The 19,467-nt window shown below is 33.4% G+C and carries 21 protein-coding genes; 15 read left to right on the forward strand and 6 right to left on the reverse strand.

Translation table 11 applies throughout. The annotated features are described in order from the left end of the window. Positions 1 to 251 precede the first annotated feature (251 nt). Together DN392_RS21385 and DN392_RS21390 are read left to right on the forward strand one after the other, a co-directional pair. Complete coding sequence (locus DN392_RS21385) at positions 252 to 1,016, forward strand: DUF2087 domain-containing protein (RefSeq protein ID WP_064056743.1); 765 nt, start codon at positions 252 to 254, stop codon at positions 1,014 to 1,016. 99 nt (positions 1,017 to 1,115) lie between these two features. Then, positions 1,116 to 2,525, forward strand: a complete 1,410-nt coding sequence (locus DN392_RS21390) for an MATE family efflux transporter (RefSeq protein ID WP_064056742.1) — start codon at positions 1,116 to 1,118, stop codon at positions 2,523 to 2,525. Positions 2,526 to 2,581: 56 nt separating this feature from the next. On the opposite strand, the gene DN392_RS21395 is transcribed toward DN392_RS21390, so the two are convergent. Beyond that, the gene (locus DN392_RS21395) at positions 2,582 to 3,280 is read right to left on the reverse strand and encodes a peptidase E (RefSeq protein WP_000762124.1); all 699 of its coding nucleotides are present in this window, start codon (positions 3,278 to 3,280) and stop codon (positions 2,582 to 2,584) included. A 490-nt stretch (positions 3,281 to 3,770) separates the two neighbouring features. On the opposite strand from DN392_RS21395, the gene DN392_RS21400 reads away from it, so the two are divergent. The 6 genes from DN392_RS21400 (at position 3,771) to DN392_RS21425 (ending at position 7,547) form a co-directional block, all read left to right on the forward strand. After that, positions 3,771 to 4,169: a DUF3942 family protein gene (locus DN392_RS21400; RefSeq protein WP_002108594.1), complete on the forward strand. Its 399-nt coding sequence runs from the start codon at positions 3,771 to 3,773 to the stop codon at positions 4,167 to 4,169. 107 nt (positions 4,170 to 4,276) lie between these two features. Further along, positions 4,277 to 4,693: a BlaI/MecI/CopY family transcriptional regulator gene (locus tag DN392_RS21405; protein WP_000495070.1), complete on the forward strand. Its 417-nt coding sequence runs from the start codon at positions 4,277 to 4,279 to the stop codon at positions 4,691 to 4,693. A 1-nt stretch (position 4,694) separates the two neighbouring features. Beyond that, entirely contained in the window at positions 4,695 to 5,507 is an 813-nt protein-coding gene (locus DN392_RS21410; RefSeq protein WP_064056741.1) for a M56 family metallopeptidase, read from the forward strand. 54 nt (positions 5,508 to 5,561) lie between these two features. Next, positions 5,562 to 6,275 carry a cytochrome c-type biogenesis protein CcdA gene (gene ccdA / locus DN392_RS21415; protein WP_000990449.1) on the forward strand — a complete coding sequence of 238 codons (714 nt, stop codon included), beginning with the start codon at positions 5,562 to 5,564 and terminating at the stop codon, positions 6,273 to 6,275. A gap of 18 nt (positions 6,276 to 6,293) precedes the next feature. Beyond that, positions 6,294 to 6,848: a TlpA family protein disulfide reductase gene (locus DN392_RS21420; RefSeq protein WP_000733169.1), complete on the forward strand. Its 555-nt coding sequence runs from the start codon at positions 6,294 to 6,296 to the stop codon at positions 6,846 to 6,848. 18 nt (positions 6,849 to 6,866) lie between these two features. Further along, positions 6,867 to 7,547 (forward strand): prolipoprotein diacylglyceryl transferase family protein, encoded by a 681-nt coding sequence (locus tag DN392_RS21425; RefSeq protein WP_064056740.1) that lies wholly within the window; start codon positions 6,867 to 6,869, stop codon positions 7,545 to 7,547. A gap of 53 nt (positions 7,548 to 7,600) precedes the next feature. Here DN392_RS21425 and DN392_RS21430 read toward each other — a convergent pair whose 3' ends face one another. Further along, positions 7,601 to 8,146 carry a helix-turn-helix domain-containing protein gene (locus DN392_RS21430; RefSeq protein WP_048566872.1) on the reverse strand — a complete coding sequence of 182 codons (546 nt, stop codon included), beginning with the start codon at positions 8,144 to 8,146 and terminating at the stop codon, positions 7,601 to 7,603. A gap of 150 nt (positions 8,147 to 8,296) precedes the next feature. On the opposite strand from DN392_RS21430, the gene DN392_RS21435 reads away from it, so the two are divergent. Continuing rightward, positions 8,297 to 9,637, forward strand: a complete 1,341-nt coding sequence (locus DN392_RS21435; protein WP_048566873.1) for a D-serine ammonia-lyase — start codon at positions 8,297 to 8,299, stop codon at positions 9,635 to 9,637. Positions 9,638 to 9,796: 159 nt separating this feature from the next. Then, positions 9,797 to 11,044 carry a DUF445 domain-containing protein gene (locus tag DN392_RS21440; RefSeq protein WP_016088453.1) on the forward strand — a complete coding sequence of 416 codons (1,248 nt, stop codon included), beginning with the start codon at positions 9,797 to 9,799 and terminating at the stop codon, positions 11,042 to 11,044. A gap of 30 nt (positions 11,045 to 11,074) precedes the next feature. On the opposite strand, the gene exsE is transcribed toward DN392_RS21440, so the two are convergent. Genes exsE through DN392_RS21460 form a run of 4 tightly spaced genes read right to left on the reverse strand, consistent with a single transcriptional unit; the run spans position 11,075 to position 14,019 of the window. Beyond that, positions 11,075 to 12,037, reverse strand: coding sequence for an exosporium protein ExsE (gene exsE / locus DN392_RS21445; RefSeq protein ID WP_048566874.1), 963 nt, complete (start codon positions 12,035 to 12,037; stop codon positions 11,075 to 11,077). Further along, positions 12,034 to 13,104, reverse strand: coding sequence for a hypothetical protein (locus DN392_RS21450; protein ID WP_048566875.1), 1,071 nt, complete (start codon positions 13,102 to 13,104; stop codon positions 12,034 to 12,036). Before DN392_RS21450 ends, exsE begins: the two co-directional genes overlap by 4 nt. Next, positions 13,097 to 13,540 carry a hypothetical protein gene (locus tag DN392_RS21455; protein WP_048566876.1) on the reverse strand — a complete coding sequence of 148 codons (444 nt, stop codon included), beginning with the start codon at positions 13,538 to 13,540 and terminating at the stop codon, positions 13,097 to 13,099. Before DN392_RS21455 ends, DN392_RS21450 begins: the two co-directional genes overlap by 8 nt. Then, entirely contained in the window at positions 13,537 to 14,019 is a 483-nt protein-coding gene (locus DN392_RS21460) for an RNA polymerase sigma factor (RefSeq protein ID WP_239661035.1), read from the reverse strand. Before DN392_RS21460 ends, DN392_RS21455 begins: the two co-directional genes overlap by 4 nt. A gap of 283 nt (positions 14,020 to 14,302) precedes the next feature. Here DN392_RS21460 and DN392_RS21470 point away from each other — a divergent pair, with 283 nt between their 5' ends. The 5 genes from DN392_RS21470 to DN392_RS21490 all read left to right on the forward strand — a co-directional run bounded on the left by DN392_RS21470 (position 14,303) and on the right by DN392_RS21490 (position 19,415). Further along, positions 14,303 to 14,941 (forward strand): response regulator transcription factor, encoded by a 639-nt coding sequence (locus DN392_RS21470; RefSeq protein WP_048566877.1) that lies wholly within the window; start codon positions 14,303 to 14,305, stop codon positions 14,939 to 14,941. 4 nt (positions 14,942 to 14,945) lie between these two features. Continuing rightward, positions 14,946 to 16,046 carry a sensor histidine kinase gene (locus DN392_RS21475; protein ID WP_000397644.1) on the forward strand — a complete coding sequence of 367 codons (1,101 nt, stop codon included), beginning with the start codon at positions 14,946 to 14,948 and terminating at the stop codon, positions 16,044 to 16,046. Between the two features lie 136 nt (positions 16,047 to 16,182). Then, positions 16,183 to 17,121 (forward strand): ABC transporter ATP-binding protein, encoded by a 939-nt coding sequence (locus tag DN392_RS21480; RefSeq protein WP_001093813.1) that lies wholly within the window; start codon positions 16,183 to 16,185, stop codon positions 17,119 to 17,121. Positions 17,122 to 17,158: 37 nt separating this feature from the next. Further along, complete coding sequence (locus DN392_RS21485) at positions 17,159 to 18,268, forward strand: ABC transporter permease (protein ID WP_001020182.1); 1,110 nt, start codon at positions 17,159 to 17,161, stop codon at positions 18,266 to 18,268. 1 nt (position 18,269) lies between these two features. Beyond that, complete coding sequence (locus DN392_RS21490) at positions 18,270 to 19,415, forward strand: ABC transporter permease (protein ID WP_000651864.1); 1,146 nt, start codon at positions 18,270 to 18,272, stop codon at positions 19,413 to 19,415. The last annotated feature ends 52 nt before the right edge of the window (positions 19,416 to 19,467 follow it).

The following is a 19,467-nucleotide window of genomic DNA, read 5'->3' on the forward strand; positions in this document are numbered from 1 at the left end:
ACCAAGGATCTTGCAGAATAGTCATGTTTTGTTTCACATCCTATCTTCATTTGTGTATTAAATACATTCGCTTTTTTGTTACTTTAAGTCTTTTTATAAAATTATTTAGTGGACGTTTTTTATAAAAGTTTATAAAATGGGTAAACGAAACATTGAAGTGTTTGTTTGTTTTATGTTAAGATGATGAAGAGATAGTAAACGTTATTGGGAAATGTCTGTTTTTAGATAAACATTTTAAAGGAGTGTTTAGTGTGAGTGATATTTCAGAGAAGTTTTGGGATGCTTCGGTAGAAGAATTGAAGAAAGGGTATGTATTTGAAGCGGAAGCAGAGGAGTATATTTGTTTAGCTTGTGGAGAAGCGTTTATTAAGGGGGTTATTTATCAAGATAATCAGGTTTTGTATGAAGCAGAGAAGTTTGTACAATTGCATGTGCAAAATGAACATACGTCTATGTTTGATTATTTATTAAACCTTGATAAGAAGTATACTGGTTTAACGGATTTGCAAAAGAAAATGGTTCAGTTTTTCTATATGGGGCTAAATGATAAAGAGATTGTAAAAGAGATGGATGGCGGAAGTACATCAACCATTCGTAATCATCGATTTACACTTCGAGAGAAAATGAAGCAAGCGAAAGTGTTTTTAGCGTTAATGGAACTGTCAGAAGAAAAATCAAAAGTACAAACGAAATTTGTACCAATTCATAGAACCGCAACGATGGTAGATGATCGCTACAATATTACGGAAGAAGAAAATGATGAAGTATTAAAAGCGCATTTTACAGAAGGATTAGATGGACCACTTTCTACATTTCCGAAAAAGCAAAAGCGCAAATTAATTATATTACGCCATTTAGTGACGAAGTTTGATAGTAATAAAAAGTACACTGAAAAAGAAGTAAATACTATCATAGAAAGAGTATACCCGGATTTTGTAACTTTAAGAAGGTATTTAATCGAATATGGGTTTTTAGATAGAACAGCAGATGGAAGCCAATATTGGGTAAAGTTATGATAATATGGAAAAGAAAATAAATAGAGGCACATTATTATAACAACTATACAAAGAAATAGAAGTTGAAAAACAGATTTTTAATAAAAGGAGAAATGAAATTTGAAACCACCTACAGATAATAATAAAGAAGGTGCGGAGTCACATAAGTTAGAAAGTGAGAGTAAACCGATTTGGAAATCGATGTCCATGTTTTTAGTACCGTTACTATTAAGTAATGTATTACAATCGATTGGACAATTATTCGGTATGGTAGTAGTAGGAAGATGGCTTGGCGTTAATGATTTAGCAGCTATATCAGCATTCTTTCCACTATTTTTCTTACTCGTTTCATTTGTAATTGGTATTGGTTCAGGGAGTTCTATTTTAATTGGTCAGGCGTTTGGTGCTAAAAACGAAGATCGTTTAAAAGCTATCGTTGGTACGACACTGACATTTACATTTATTATTGGAGTTGTGTTGGCGATAATAGGTAGTATTTTTGCGATGGATATTATGCGCCTAATGGGAACGCCAGAAAATATTATTGATATAAGTGTTCATTATGCACGTATTTTATTTATATCGATGCCAGTATTATTTTTATATTTTGCATACACAACATTTATGAGAGGTACAGGAGATTCTAAAACGCCATTTTACTTTTTAATTGTAAGTACAGCGCTAAATATGATCTTATTACCAATTCTTATTTTTGGATGGTTAGGAGCTCCGAAATTAGATGTGTATGGAGCAGCCTATGCTTCTGTTATATCTACAGTGATTACGTTTATTGTCATGCTAGTGTATTTAAAGAATAAAAATCACCCACTACAATTAGATAGTACGGTAAGGAAATATCTTCGCATGGATAGGGAGTTATTGAAGCTATTGTTACGACTCGGAATTCCAGCGAGTATTAATATGATATTAGTTTCATTATCTGAAATTGCGGTAATCGCGTTTGTGAATCGTTATGGTTCGGATGCAACAGCAGCTTATGGCGTTGTGAACCAGGTTGCAAGTTATGTACAAATGCCAGCAGTTAGCCTTGGTATTACAGTTTCCATTTTTGCAGCACAATCAATTGGTGCGAATCAATTTGATAGATTGCAGAAAGTTGTGAAGGCCGGAATTATTATGAACTACGTCATCGGTGGTGTGCTAATATCTCTTATTTACTTGTTCTCAAGAGACATTCTATCACTATTTTTAACGAGTCAAACTACAATTGAAATTGCTCATAGCCTAGTTATGATTACGTTATGGAGTTATTTAATTTTCGGGCATGCGCAAATTATTAGTGCGACAATGCGAGCGAGTGGTACAGTATTATGGCCAACTGTTATCGGAGTTGTATCAATTTGGCTTGTTGAAGTACCTGTAGCGTATTACCTTTCTTACCATACAAGTCTTGGCATAGAAGGGATATGGATTGGGTACCCAGCAGCATTTATTGTCAGCTTAATATTACAGTATGCATATTATAAGCTTTCATGGCAGAAGAAACGAATTACACGACTAGTGAGTTAAATCATGCAAATGTCCCTAAGTTATTATACTTAGGGACATTTTTTGTAAGTGTATGTTTACAAATAGCTTTTTAAAGTGATATCAAAATGTTGTCTAATGAGCTTGTTATCGCTCATATAAAACTCCCACGCTTTTTCAGGTTCACCGATAATTTCAAAAGATTCTTCTGTAATATATAAAGCGCAATTATCCTCTAGTGCAATTCCTTCTATATTACCTTGATGATTTTGTAAAAAGGAATGGAAGGCGTTCATTCTATTTAATTGATTATAATGTGGACAAAACCTTTTGTTAACAATCCCCCAACCGTTACACTCTATATAACCAGAACCTTCATAATTTGATCGGATACTAGATGTGAACCAACACATAGCACCAGCGCTATTGCCTGCAATGAGTGTTCCTTGCTCAAGAGCCAATAGTAATTTTTCATCGAGTTTAAGTTCTTTCCATTCTGTAAGCATGTGAATATAGTTCCCGCCACCGAGATAAATTAAATCAGCAGACTGAATCATTTCGTCTATTTCATATTTAGAAGGTGTATCAGCTATAGTACGTAAAATTTGTACTTCACAGTGTAATTGTTTTTCGAACGTGTCTAAAAATAACTTTATATAGCTTTCATCATCATGACTAGCTGTAGGGATGAATAATACTTTTGGATACTGTTTATTTGTTAATTCTATAAGTCGCTCATTAATAGGCAAGTGATTTGAATCTTGTAAATCACCGCCACCAATGACAGCTAATTTCATAGTAAAGCACCACCTAATCATTTTTGTTATATAAAAAATTCGATAGAAGAGAGTTACATTCCTTCTCTCATGTAATGAATAAGTAGAAAATATAGTTTAAGTATATTGGAATAGTAAAGGTAGTGATAACTATATAGAAAAATGAATTTGAAACAATTTACCCCGCTATTTGCGGGCTGCCTGTAAAAGTCTGATTGGTGAGGGTTGATAATCAGTGGGGGATGAACAAAACCCCATTGATTAAAGTTTCACTTTATCGATATATAATACTTCATACTATTGTTTCAAAATATGGAAACAATATGTTTAAATGGATATAACGAAGCATTAATTCAAATTGAATTAGTGTTTATACTTTAAAAAGGAATCGGAAATAGTAGAGATTTCACAAATCGTTTTTTACTTTTAATAGGAACTTGTATTACAATATGGTAAAATTATTTCAGTATATTTATTTAATATAAAAATACAAAGAGGGAGCGTGAAAAAGGTGGATTTTCGATTTGAGTTTGCAGCGAAGGTGAAAGAATACTTAGATGATGAGAAGGATGAAAAAATAATAAAAGATGGACATAGAGATATAATTTTTCACTATTTATATGCGTTAGAGGCTGAAATTGGCGTTGTTAAAAATCCTAATTTTACTTTTTTTACATCAGGAAGACGTTCACATATCGTATTAGAAAATGTTGAATTTAAAACAGAGGTAAATGTAAAAAGTAACATCATTGAAATTACAAAAATAGTGGATAATGTCGTTATTCCTTTAGATACTATCGTAGCAAAGGATCGGGAATTATTTGCACTTGGGCGCAATGAGAAGTTTAATGTACAAATATTAGAGCAGTATCTCTTTGAGACATTTGGAGAGAAATTAGGTTTAAAATGAATGGAATGGCCTACGTATTTATAGGTAGTGAATTTTAGTGTATATCATTCTTGTTTGACCTTTCATTTAATTTGTACTACAATTTGTAGTGTGAAAGGAGCCATACTATGTTTACTCAAAACTATAAATTAAATGAGCAAGGATTAAATCACTTTTTTGGACCTCTTGAAGCAAAAATTATGGAGATTGTTTGGTCTACCGAGGGTATTACGATTAAAGAAGTGCAGCAGAAATTAAGTGAAGAATCACCTGTGAATTTTAACACTGTTATGACAGTTATGAACAGGTTAGTAGAGAAATTACACTTAGAAAAACAGACGGTGAAAAGAAGTGGCATATATCGTACTGTACAAACAAAAGAAGAATTCTTATCCAATCAAACGAAGAAAATGACACAGGAATTGATGGGGGAATTTGGAGATTTAGTTGTAAATCATATGCTAGATGAGTTAGAGCAGGCTGATCCGACTTTAATAAAAAAATTAGAAGACAAATTGAGTCAGTTAAAAAAAGAGGATCAATGAAATGAAATGGCAAATGCGTAAAATCGTATTGTTAGCAGTAATTGTTAGTACCCTCTTTTTCAGTATGTTAGTGTATTACGTTACATATCCATTTCTGTTTCAAAATAAGGCGTTCTTTTTTTCGAATTTTTGCTTGTTTCAATTAGAAAAACATATGAAGGAATTATCGCTCATTCGTATTATAATTGCTGGATTACTATTACTTACAGTACTCATAGTGTGCAAAAGAATTTGGCGACAATTTTTCTATAGTAAAAAATTACAAAAAGTACTTATCCCTTTCACTCGAAAAGGAAAACAAATATATATATTGCCGAACGCGGAAGTTACAGCATTTACAATTGGGTTATTTCGTCCGAAAGTTGTCATGTCAGAAGGCATGCTTCAAACATTCTCAGATGAAGAAATGGATGCGATTATTTTCCATGAAGAATATCATCAAACTAATCGAGATCCATTAAAATTATTTTGTTTTACGTTATTAGCAGAAGGAATGGTGTACATCCCGATATTAAAAGGGTTATTGCAGCGCTATCATGTGTATCAGGAGCTAGCAGCAGATAAATATGCAATGCAAAAGATGAAATCTTCATTCGAATTAGGTAGTGCGTTATTAAAATTAATTAAAATAAAGACAATGGAAAATCGATGTGTGACAGCTTCATTTGCAAAAACAGCAATAAATTTACGAATCGAGCAAGTGTTAAATGAAAAAGTTGTTAAGCTCAATATTCCATTACATACGAATTCGGTATATGTAACATTAGGTTTATTCTGTATGTCGATTGTACTTATTGTCGGAGAGTGCATATAGCCTCTTTTTTTTAAGAATTAACACTACTTATTGTAGTGCTTTAGGGGGAGTAAAATGAATGCAGCAGATTTAACAATTTGGCTTGTAGCTGGGGCAGGGGTATTGTCATTTATATCACCATGTTCTTTACCGCTATATCCATCTTATTTATCATATATTACAGGTGTGTCTATTCAAGATTTAAAAGAGAATCGTGGAATGATGCAAAAATCAGCGATTATACATACCGTATTTTTTATGATCGGATTTTCGGTTATATTTTATGCGTTAGGTTTATCGGTAAGTTGGATTGGAATAACATTTTCATCTAACCAAAAATTGATTCAACAAATTGGTGGGGTTTTTATTGTTTTGATGGGACTGTTTATGACAGGTTTGTTTCAACCTAAGTGGCTTATGGCAGAGAAAAAAGTACAATACAGCAGTAAATCGACTGGATATATTCGCTCAATTTTAGTCGGTATGACATATGCAGCGGGTTGGACGCCATGTGTTGGACCGATATTTTCAGCTGTACTCATGCTTGGTGCAACAAATCCAGAGGGGGCACTTCTTTATATTACCGCGTATACTCTTGGGTTTGCGGTTCCATTTTTTGTGATGGCATTCTTTATTGGGAAGGTAAAATGGATTGTTACATATGCCAATGTCATGATGAAAATTGGCGGTGGAATGATGATTGTAACAGGGGTTTTATTGTATACAAATCAAATGACGAAAATTACCGCATTCTTTATTCGTCTATTCGGTGGATTTACAGGCTTTTAAAAATGAGGAGGAAGAAAAGTGAAGAAGCTAATTGCGATTATACTGGCCGGGGCATTAATTTGGGCCGGAGTTAATTTTTATAATACAAAGAAAGAAGAAAAAGAAAGAAAAGCAAAACAAGCGGAGTTACAAGAAACAGAAGTATTACCACAAGTAGGATTTAAAGCGCCAAACATAACATTAAAAGGGTTAGACGGGAAGCTGTATTCGTTAAATGATGCAAAAGGAAAGCCATACCTTATTAATTTTTGGGCATCATGGTGTGGCCCATGTGAAATGGAGGCACCTGACTTAGTTCGTATGTATGATAAATATAAAAAGGATGTTGAAATTTTTGCGGTAAATGCGACAATTGGAGATCCAGTACAAGAAGCGAGTGCATTTGCAGATCGTCACGGATTTAAGTTTCCTGTTTTACTAGATATGGACGGAGTAGCTGGATTAGATTATAAAGTATTTTCATTACCAACGACATTTTTTGTTAATAAAGATGGAATTATCGTAGAGCAAGTACGAGGCGTATTACCTCCAGATCAATTAGAAGAGAAATTTAAGAAATTAATTGAGAGTTAAAGAGGGGATTTCATAGTGATGGAGTGGATCGTGAAGTTACAACCCGTATCTCTTATAATTGGAAGTTTATTTGGATTTATGTTGATGAAACGAAAGATGAAGAAACAAAGTGTACCATATGAAAAAATGATGGATGCAGTAACAAATGCTTTTCTTATCATCGTATTTGTATGGAAATTTGCACCGGCAATTTTAAATCCAGTATGGGCCTTTAGGTCGCCATTGCAGGCACTATTAGCTGTAGGAAGTATGCAGCATATGATAGTAGGATGCATAATTGCGAGTATATACATTGTTTGGAAAAGTAAAAAGGGACAATTTTCGCTTCGTATTTTACTTGATGCATTACCTATTGGACTATGTATGAGTATTATTTTTTATTTTCTATTCAACCACAAAATAGGTGTACAAACGACATTGCCTTGGGGTGTGAAAATATATGAATCTAAATTTTTATATCATCCCATTTTCGCATACGAGATCATCCTTGCCCTTTGTATAATCGGCTTGTTATGGATGAAAAATGAAAGACTTGGAAATGGAAAGAACATAAGTGTTTTTCTAATAGTTGAGGGAGTTGCTCATATTATTATTTCGCTTATTAGTGAACAAAATTCGGTTTTATTTGGTTTATCAGTACAGCAAATAATGAGCTTTTTTGTTATTAGTTTAGGGATTATGTTCGTGCCGAAAAAATAAAAAGATAGCCACCTATGGAGTGTATCCATGCGTGGCTATCTTTTTATTATGTATTAAAAAATCGGCGGAGTAACAGAAAATAAGACAATCGCATTTTTCTCAAATTGATTTACCCATTTATGCTTTAAATAAGCAGGTATTTTTACACTATCACCAGTTTCTAATATGTATTCTTCTTCGTTTAAGTGCAATGTGATTGTCCCATCTAATACAAATGCTAATTCCTCACCTTTATGTTCTAGTACATTTTCTGATGAAGCTGTATTCGGCGGAACAGTCATAATTGCTGTTGCTAAATTTCCTGTGAAATCAGGTGAGAGCAATTCATATGATAAATTATCGATAATCATTTTTTTTCGTTTATGAGAACGTACAATTAAATCGTCTGTATTTGTATCTTCAAGTAAAAAGCTAAATGTTGGAACATCAAGAGCTTTAGCGAGTACTTTTAATGTTTGAATAGAAGGGTTAGCAGACCCACGCTCAATTTGACTTAACATAGATGGTGTAATACCTGCCATCGTTGCTAGTTCTTTACTCGTTAAACCTTTTTCTTTTCTTTGTTTTTCAATCTTTTTACCAATATCTATATTTTCCATAATGAAAATCTCCTTACTAATTATTAAATTATATTTAAATAAATTAAATTAAAATTAAATAAAGTGAATAATTTATGTTAAACTATATTAAAATTAATTTAATTATAATTTATTGAATCGTAAGCTACAAGGTTATGAGGAGGAAGAAAAATGAAGGAAATAGAGAAATTAAAAGAGCAATATCCACTAATAAATAAATTAATCGCAACAGAAGAAGTGTTTTGGATGAATCCGAACATGGAAAAGTATGAAATGGCAATAATAGATTCGCCACTGAATGAAGAGAATGTACAAGATGCGGAAGAGAGATTAAAGCGTTTTGCACCATATATTGCGAAAGTTTTTCCTGAAACGAAAGAAACAGGCGGTATTATAGAATCACCTTTAGTGAAGATACCTTCTATGAAAAGGTCTTTAGAGAAAAATTACGGGCAACCTATATTAGGAGAATTGCTATTAAAGTGTGATAGTCAGCTTCCAATATCAGGATCAATTAAAGCTAGGGGCGGGATTTATGAAGTGCTGAAACATGCTGAACAATTAGCTTTGCAGCATGGAATGTTAACAGAAGAAGATAATTATTCCATTTTAGACAGTGATACTTGTAGAGAGTTTTTTGCAAAATACTCAATTGCGGTAGGTTCTACAGGTAATTTAGGGCTAAGCATTGGGATTATGAGTGCGAAACTAGGTTTTAGCGTAACTGTTCATATGTCAGCGGACGCAAAAGAATGGAAAAAAGATTTATTAAGACGTAAAGGTGTAAACGTTATTGAATATGAAGCTGATTATAGTAAAGCAGTAGAAGAGGGGCGTCAGCAAGCAGATGCAGATCCTAGCTGTTATTTTGTAGATGATGAAAACTCACATGATTTATTTTTAGGATATGCAGTAGCAGCATCACGTTTACAAAAGCAATTAGAAGAGTTAAAGATTGTAGTAGATGAAGAACATCCTTTATTCGTTTACCTTCCTTGCGGAGTAGGGGGCGGACCTGGCGGAGTAGCATTTGGTTTAAAGTTATTGTATAAAGACAACGTACATTGCTTCTTTGCAGAGCCGACACATTCACCATGTATGCTACTCGGATTAATGACAGGACTTCATGATAAAATTGCCGTTCAAGATATCGGTATTGATAATGTAACAGATGCAGACGGACTTGCAGTAGGAAGACCATCAGGATTTGTTGGGAAAACGATGGAACCATTTTTGAGTGGGAATTATACAGTAAGTGATGAAGAGTTATATAAGTTGTTAAAAGAACTGGCGGATACGGAAAATATTTATTTAGAGCCTTCTGCGTTAGCGGGTATGATAGGGCCAGTGAAAGTATGTAAAGAAGATGAGTATTTACAAAAGCGAAAGTTAATGGAGAAGATGAAGAACAGTACTCATATTGTGTGGGGAACTGGAGGTAGTATGGTTCCGAAAGATGTAATGAATGGCTATTATAAAACAGGTGAGGCATTAATGTTAAAACAAAAATGAGGCTAGTTGTAGCCTCATTTTTTATTTATATAACAAATGTATTATTATAAATTCTTTGTTATTTTCGGATTAGTTCATTATAGTATAGATATAAAGAACGAATATGAAATAAACATAACAAAATAGCTTTATTTTACATAATAAGAGGATGTGTATACGATGTCATTACAGACTAAATATATAGCGGGTATTTCGCTTGGGGTTATGGGAGTAGGCTTTGCGGCTTCTATCCCTTTTCAAGGAACGGTAGCTGGAGAGATTATTCAAGGGGGATTTGAAGCTGGGTTAGTTGGCGGGCTTGCAGATTGGTTCGCAGTTACAGCATTATTCCGTCATCCGATGGGAATTCCAATTCCGCATACAGCTTTGTTACCTAAAAATCGAAAGAGAGTAACGAAAGGGCTCATCAATACGTTAGAAAATGAGTGGCTAACGAAAGAAAGTATTACGAATAAAGTAAAAGAAATGCAGCTAGCGCAAATGGTGCTGCAAATTGCTGAGAGAGAAATGCAGTCTGATGCTGTGAAGAAAGGAATTGTAACGATTGCGGAGAAAGCAATTGTTTCAATAGATACAGAAAAGTTAGCGGTTATTATTGAAAAAGAAATGAAAACATATTTGCATACAATTAATACAAGTAACATCTTACAAGTGCTTGTTGATCAATTAGTTGTGCAAGAATATGATGAAAAGACACTTGATTACATATTAGTAAAAGTGAAAGATTGGACAGCGCAAGATGAAGCACGTTACCAGCTCGGAAGCTTAGGTATGAAGGCGATGGAAAATATAAAAGTAGATGGATTCTTGCAGTTTACTTTGAAATCATTTATGAATATTGTAGATGAAGATAAAATTGGTGGTATTTTGCAGAAGTTTATCATTAGCAATATTAACAGCTTACAAGATGCTGATAATAGCACAAGACAACTTATTTTAACAAAAATTCGTCAAGAAATTATAAATGTAAAAGAAAATGAAGCTTTACTACAGGAGTTAGAAAATTGGAAAGAAAAATGGATTGCCAATTGGAATGCTACTGACAAAATTAAAGAGATGCTGGAGCAAGTGCAACAAAGGGCAATTACTTTTGTGAAAAATGAAGAATTTACGGATAAATATGTTATTCCATTTTTACAAACACAAATGAACAAAATAAAAGAAGATGAACAGACTGTTCAAAAAATAGAAGATTGGTTACAAAAACAAGTTGTCACACTGGTTGAAAAGAATCATTCGAAAATTGGAAAGCTTGTACAAGAAAACCTTGATAAGTTAGACGATAAAACATTAATCGAAATGATTGAAAATAATGTAGGAAAAGATTTACAGTGGATCCGAGTAAACGGGGCTGTTTGCGGATTTATGATTGGATTAGTGTTAGAAGGAATTAAAGCGATTATATGAGAAAAACCTTCCACAATTGTGGAAGGTTTCTTATTTTTCAATAACACTCATATTTAAATTGTAAGCTTTCTCGATGTTTAACTTGTACGTCCCATTGCCTGTTTTAATCGAATTTTTATACCAATGTTCTTGCTCGTTTAATTCTGGATTTTCTTCTGAAGAATTGTTTTCTTTTTTTGTTAAATCTTCTACTTGTTCCCAAGGTGTATTTCCAATAGCTTCTTTTTGATTTGTTACTGCTGTTAGAGATACGTCACTCTCTTTTATTAAATGAACAGATACACCTGAGCTTTCTTGTACAAACCAATTGTTTTGTAATTGACCTGGATAAAGAGAAAGATCTCGATTAGAAGCACGAATTTCTACATGTTTCGTTTGTGGGAGTACAAGCGTCGGTTTTACTCGTGGTTCATGACCAAACATTTTTTGATGAAACGGTAATGACTTTAATGTTATATACATTGTTTCCCCAGTCGTTTGAACTGAAAGAAAATCTTCTTGTTTTAAATTGAGTTTTTCATTTCCTTTTGTCGTCATTTCGTATGTTCCAAGAAGGCTAACTTCATTTGAGTTCCTGCCGTCTATCGTTAGAGGATAATTGTCTGTACCTGCATCCACTACAATTTTATTGATAGATTCAGGAATATCAAGTTTACTTTCTGGAATCGTGTTCGTTTGTCTAGTTGTATTAAAGGCGTAACGAACTTCATCTAATAATCCAGTTGATAATAAACAATAAAAAGCAATTCCAACGCTTCCTAAAACGCCGATAAAGAAAATACTAAAAATATCATATTTAATAAATGATTGTTCCTTCTTAGAAAATAGAAGATATAGTAAAATTTCAGCGCCAAGTATAATAAGTAAAACAGGCCACCATGCAGTTAGTGTATCCAATACTTGAGTGCCTTTAATGACTGAAAATAGTAAGAAACAACCTAATGTAATAATGGAAAGCCCCATTGAGAATGTTCCAACGCGCCATGTTCTCATTCGTTTGTACCACCTTTGTTTTCTTTGTTTCCAAGTAACAATTTAAAGCCGCCACCAATTAAGAGGAGTGCAACGATAGATGTTTGGAAATAGCGATAATATAGTTCGCTAAGATGAATATTAAATATAGTTGCAAAATAGTCATTCAAAATAGGAAGGACTGTTTGATCTAATAAATAGTAACCACCGAGTGTAATTAATCCGATACCGATCCATCTTTGATGATTGATAAAATAATCTATGATAGGTTCGTCATTAACACGTTCTTTTCCATATTTTGCAGTTTGCTGTAACGCATCAAAAAAGCTATAGAACCAAATGATTGGTACTAAAAATAAAAACGCAGAAAGTCTTAATAAGTCGAGCAAATAAATAGATAGTAAAAAGGCTGCCATAAGCTGAAGGCCGCGGCGTTGTAAACCTAAATACATATGTCCTGCTCCGGGGAACATCGCTAAAATAGAAGCGAATGTTTTATTCTTCTTTCCTTGTTCACGATGCTCTTCAAACTCTTCGAAAATAGTACGATCATCTAGTTGCTCGCCACGTTCTTTTTTCTGGAGTTGCTGAACAACATCGAAGAAATTGTAAATCCATAAAACAGGTAATGTAATAAGGAAGATAAGGAAACTTTCTTGCGATGTTAAAAGTGCAACGAAAATAATCATACTTCCGATTCCTGTGCAAGCTACTAAAAATGTAAGTCCACGTTGCATAAGTCCTAATTGAAAATGTCCAAGTCCAGGGATGATTGATAGAAGAATGATATAAAATCGTTCGCTCTCTTTAGAGGACTCTGTAAATTCTCCGGTTGCTTGTTTTTTCGATTGATTAATAATAGTGATGACTAAATCTAATAAATTGATCGCCCATAATACGAAGAGTAAAAATAGAGAAAGAAAAGCAATATCACGCGCTCCTAATGCTATTGTACAAAATGCTGCAAAGATAAATAGAAATACAGCCCCTCCGCTATATAAAATAAACCTTCCAAATTTCTTTAAATATAAATGTCCAAGCCCGGGAATTAGCCCTAATACAAGTGCTAAAAAGGGATTTTTATTCATGCTTTGAACCTCCGTCCTTTTTTGATGTATCTACCGATTTGTTTACAATTTGTTGTGAGATAGAAGACTCGTTATGTTTTGAAGATTTCTCGAAATTTGATGTCGCTGTGAAAATATACTGGAATAAACCACTTACCATAAAAATAATTGTAGCTGCCGTAGCAATTATGTAGTGAATAATCGTTCGCTTTAGTGAGTTTGTTTTTATATTTTCATTAGGTTGTAGCGTTTCAAAATCAATTTTCGCCATAACTTCGTTCGTAAATGAATCATCATTTATCATTGGAAGGTTTTCCTGTTGTTCATCGATACTTTCCATATAAAGTGCTAAACAATGATCACATTCATAAAGGTGTTCTTCCATAGATTCACGTTTATTGCTTTCTATAAAATCTAAAGTATAATTGCGCCAATCTTCTTTTGAATAATGCATCATAGAAACTCTTCCTCCTTCCAATGTTTTTTAATCCATTTTCTTGCCCGGTACAGTTTCATTTCGACTGTTTTCACTTCAATATTTTCCTGCAAAGCAATTTCATGATAACTTTTTTCTTCTAAGTAATGTGCGAGAACGACGTCACGGTAATTTCCAGGAAGTTCTCTCAGTTTTTGAGCAATGAGTAATTTTTGCTCTTTCGTCAATAATAAAGCCTCAACATTATGAGAGGATTTTATATTTTCCTCAGTTTCTTTACATAAGGAGAGTTCTTCGTTTTCTCTAGCTTTTTTTCTCTTATAATCAATAGCGTGATTGGTGGCAATACGAGCCATCCACGTTTTTAATCCGCGAAATTGATAATTAGGGAGAGAGGCGTGAATTTTTACGAATACTTCTTGTGTAACATCTTTTGTATCTTCTTCATGTCTTAAAATAGAAAAGATAACTTGAAAAATATAATGACGATATGTTTGCACAAGGATACGAAAAGCATGTTCGCTTCCTTGCTGTGCTTTTTCAATTAATTGTTTTTCCTCAATGGGTCTCTCCCTCCTTTTTGACGCATTCTATTATATAGACGTAAGAAATGATAGGTCACCCTACACATGTTGTAAAAAAAGAATAATATATTTTTAGGAAGGAAGCTATATGAAAAAAGGTGTGAAAAAATGGTAAAAAGAAGTATATAATGAGCAAGTGAGAAATGTTACGTGAAGAAAGGATGTGAATGTTAGTAGGGGAAGGTCCATACTAACAAACATGAAAATTAAAATATTAATAGCGGATGATAATTCTTTTATTAGAGAAGGCATGAAAATTATTTTAAATACATATGAAGAGTTCGAAGTGGTAGATACAGTAAATGATGGGAAAGAAGCAGTGGAATATTGTAAAAAGAACGACGTTGATATCGCTCTTTTAGATGTCCGCATGCCAAATATGAATGGGGTAGAGGCAACGAAATTTATTTGTGAAGAAACGGAAACGAAACCACTAATTTTAACGACGTTCGATGATGATGAATATATTTTGGACGCAGTGAAGAACGGGGCGAAAGGTTATTTATTAAAAAATAATGATCCAGAGCGTATTCGTGATGCAATAAAAGGAGTATATAACGGTCAAACTGTTATGCAAGATGTAGTGCTTGATAAAATTAAGAGCAATTTAATGGAGAGCAAAGAGGAAGAATGCAAAATAGATACAAGTCTTTTTACAGAAAGAGAACTTAGTATTATCGCATTAATTGCGAAAGGTTTCTCGAATAAAGAAATTTCAAAGCAACTTTTCATATCAGAAGGAACGATTGCAAATTATATTACATCAGTTTTAGGGAAAACTGGACTTGAACATCGCACACAAATTGCGATTTATTACTTAACAGGGAAAGTAGATTAAAGATATGGAATTTTGGTTAATTGTAAGTAAATTAATTGTATTTATATATATTGTGTTTAGTTACATTTATTTAAATGTTGTGAACTTACCATGGATTATACTTACTTTGCTTTTATATCTTTCTGTAAACGTGCTAATCTCTATATTTAAAAAAGATACGCACAAAAACATATTAACTTCTCTGTCAATTGGAGTAGTTATATTATTTGCATGGAAGGTTCATCCGTTTTTTATTTTGTTTTTACCATTGAACTTATATGAAATTATATTTCGTTATATAGAGAAGAAATGGCTGATCTTTAGCATTATGATGATTCCTATTATCTTTACAGAAGAAAGTATTCGGATGACATATGGATTAATTGTTGCATTTTCTTTTATCGTATTAACTATGGCAGATCGTTATATCGCTCGTGTATTAAAGCTGGAATCACAAAATGATAAGATGCGCAAAGATATGCAGCGGCTGACGAAAAGCTTACATGAAAATAAAGAGTACATAAAGCAATCAGAGTACACATTTAAGTTAGAAGAGAGAAATCGGTTGTCACAAGAAATTCATGATAAAATTGGCCACTCGATGACAGGGGCGCTAATTCAAATGGAAGCAGCAAAGAGGTTAATGGGGATAGATAAAGAAAAATCTGCCGAGTTATTACAAAATGCAATTCATATATCGAAAGATGGAATTGAAAGTATTCGGGTTACATTAAAAAATATGAAGCCGCCAACTGAGCAAATTGGTATTCATCGTATGAAATTATTTATAGAGGAATTTGCCGGTAAACATGATATAAATATTCCTTTCGTATATAAAGGGAATTTAGATATGATTTCTCCAATTCAGTGGAAGATTATCGGTGAAAATGTTACGGAGGCACTAACGAACGCGATGAAATATGCTGATGCGACAGTCATTTCAATCGATATTCATGTACTTAACAAGATGGTGAAAGTACAAGTGAAGGATAATGGAAAAGGTGCAGCTCTCGTTAAGAAAGGTCTCGGGATTATGGGGATGGAGGAGCGAACAGCATCAGTAAACGGAAAAATTATTGTAGACGGAAGAAGTGGTTTTTCAGTAACGATGCTGTTGCCCATTTAGGAAATTATGACGAGGATGAATCATCTCATATGAAAAAAGTGAATAATCTCATGTGAAAAGAATGAACTTCTGCACTGAGCAGGTTCATTTTTTTTGTTTATACTAAAAGCAGAGAAACCGAAATAGGGGTGAAATGATGAATACATTAGAAATTAAAAATTTAACGAAAAAATTTGGTGATTTCATCGCGGTAGATAATATGTCTTTATCTATTAAAGAAGGAGAGATATTTGGCTTTTTAGGATCAAATGGTGCTGGTAAAAGTACAACGATAAATATGATTGCTGGATTGTTAAGAAGTAATGAAGGTGAAATTAGCATACTAGGAAAAAATATAAAGAAACATAATCGATTTGCCAAAATGAACATCGGTATCGTTCCGCAAGATATTGCGATTTATGAAGAGTTAACTGCCTATGAAAATGTGAAATTCTTTGCTGGATTGTACGGGTTAAGAGGAGCTGAGCTAAAAGCGAGAGTAGAGGAAGCACTTCAATTTGTAGGGCTTAGTGATAAGCATAAAAGTTACCCGAAAAACTTTTCTGGCGGGATGAAACGAAGATTGAATATCGCTTGTGCGATCGCTCATAGACCGAAGTTAATTATTATGGATGAGCCGACAGTTGGAATTGATCCGCAGTCAAGAAACTATATTCTCCAGTCTGTTCGAAAATTAAATGAAATGGGAAGTACTATTATTTACACGAGCCACTACATGGAAGAAGTAGAAGAGATTTGTACGAAAATAGCAATTGTAGATCACGGTAAAGTGATTGCAGAAGGAACGAAAGAACAGTTAAAAGCGATTATTACTGATACGAAAGACATTTGGGTTGAAGTGAAGTCAGTAGAAAATTTAGATGTAGAAAAGTTAAAAGAGATAAACGGTGTGAAAGCTGTTCAAGTTGAAGAGAACGTAATCAAGGTAAACTCGGATGCAGGAGTAAATAATTTAAATAAAATTATTCAGCATTTCATTAATCATGACATTGAAATTCGTTCGTTAGAGGAGCAGGCCCCGAACTTAGAAACGGTATTCCTTACGTTGACTGGAAGAAACTTACGAGATAAATAAAAGGTAAATGAAGAAAAGGTAAAGGGAGGTTCATCAATTGAACATCTTCAATATTGCAGTTATGCATATTAAAAGAGATTTCAGAGACGTAAGAACTTTAGTTTTTATGTTAGCATTTCCGATTGTACTAATGCTTGTGTTAGGAACAGCGTTAACGAATGCATTTGATAGCGATAGTCAAGCGATTAAAGATATACAAGTGCTCTACAAAGATGAAGCGAGTAGCACATTTTCTCAAACGTTCGAAGCATTTACGAAAGAAGTCGATAAATCGGGTATTCATTTTAAAAAAGTTTCCGGCAGTATAGATGGGAAAGAAGAAGTGAAGCAAAATAAATATGCTGCTTATGTAGAATTAAATAAAGATGGTGCGAAATTTTACGGAAGTGACAAAAGTAGTATTGAGGGAAGTATTGTGGAAGGCATGCTTACAACATTTATTGATAAGTACAATGTAGCGGCCGAAGTTGCAAAAGTTGATCCTAGTAAGGTGAGCGCGGTTATTTCAAGCGGAAATCATAATGATTATATAAAAGAAACATCTTTACAAGCTGCGAAAAAGCCAGGTTCTATGGATTACTATGCGGTTGTAATGACGACGATGATTGCACTATATGCTGGGATGGGAGCGAGTTCTTTAATTCGAGGAGAAAGAATACGTAAAACAGGAGATCGTCTCATTGCTGCACCTATAAGTAAGGCTGAAATATTCATTGGAAAAGTACTTGGTAGCCTAGTAGCAAATGCCCTTTGCGTATTACTTGTCATGTTATTTAGTAAATTTGTCTTTCAAGCGAATTGGGGCGATCATCTTGGAATCATATTTATTATTTTATTAACACAAATCTTCCTAGCAATTAGCTTCGGTTTAGGGATCGGATATATTACGAAAACAGCTGAATCATCGAGAGCAATTATTCTTGTAGTTGTGCAATTAGCCTCTATTTTTGGTGGTGCATATTTCGTAATAGAAGAAAATTTCGTTACGAATTTATCACCATTAACGTGGGCAAACACAGCTGTTATGAAAATTATTTATGCAAATGATGTAGGAGCAGCACTACCGGTAATATGTTTAAATCTTGGAATCTCAGCACTCTTTTTATTAATTGCGATTATTGCATTACGTAGACGGGAGGGGCTATAGTATGAAAGATATTTTATGGCTCATACAAAAAACGTTATCTGTACTTTTGAAAAATAAAAAAGGGTTATTCATTATTATTAGTTTGCCGATAATCGGAACACTAATCTCCTTCTCGATGTATGGGAATATGGGGCAAGGGACGTTAAATATCGGGGTTATTAATAAAGAAAATCAATCTATAGCAAATGATACGGTGAAATTTTTAGAAGGATTAAATCATGTAAAGGTAAGTAAAATTAAAGAATCTGAAGTAGAAGATAAACTCACTTCCAAAAAACTTGATGGAGTTATTACAGTAGATTCTGGTTTTTCAAAAAGTGTTCGAGAAGGGAAACCAAATCATATTGAAATTTCATCGATTAAAGGTGATCAAGTAACAGGATTTATAAAATCATATTTATACAATTATATTGATAATGTAGCAGCTATTAGTAAAGCAGCAGGAACAGATCAAAGTGCATTTGATACTATGTACGCAGGATATCAAAAAGGTTCATTTAAAATGAAAACTGAGACGCTAGAAGATACTTCGAAAAATAAAGATATGACAAACCAAACGATGGGTTATCTTATTATGTTTATGCTGTTTTCAGCAGCGAACTTATCAGGTTATATTTTAAAAGAAAAAGAAAATAGAACGTATTTTAGACTCTTATCAACGCCGATAGATGGGAAGAAATTCATATTATCTAATGTCGGGGTAAATATGATGATACTCACAATACAAATTTTGATTACAATCCTATTCCTAACGAATGTTTTTCATACGAATATCAATATGCCTTTCATAGTGATGCTTGGCGTACTCATGCTATTTGCTTTAATAGCGATTGGAATATCGTTAGTGCTTGTCGCATTTTCGAAAAACTCAGCATCGGCAAATGCACTGCAAAATATGATCATTGTACCGACATGTTTACTCGCTGGATGTTATTTCCCATATGACATTATGCCGAAAGCAGTGCAAAAAGTAGCTGATTTTCTTCCGCAAAGATGGCTATTAGATACGGTATCAAAACTACAACAAGGAATTCCGATTTCAGATTTGTATTTAAATATTTTAATCTTATTTGCCTTTGCGGTAGCATTCTTCTTAATTGCTATTTATAAATTTGGAAGAAATAATGATGCGAGGAACTTTGTTTAATATAAAAAAGGGTGTGACGTTAAGTCGCATCCTTTTTTGTATGAAGCATGAA

Source organism: Bacillus sp. BB51/4, assembly GCF_008368845.1.
GTDB classification, from domain to species: domain Bacteria; phylum Bacillota; class Bacilli; order Bacillales; family Bacillaceae_G; genus Bacillus_A; species Bacillus_A wiedmannii.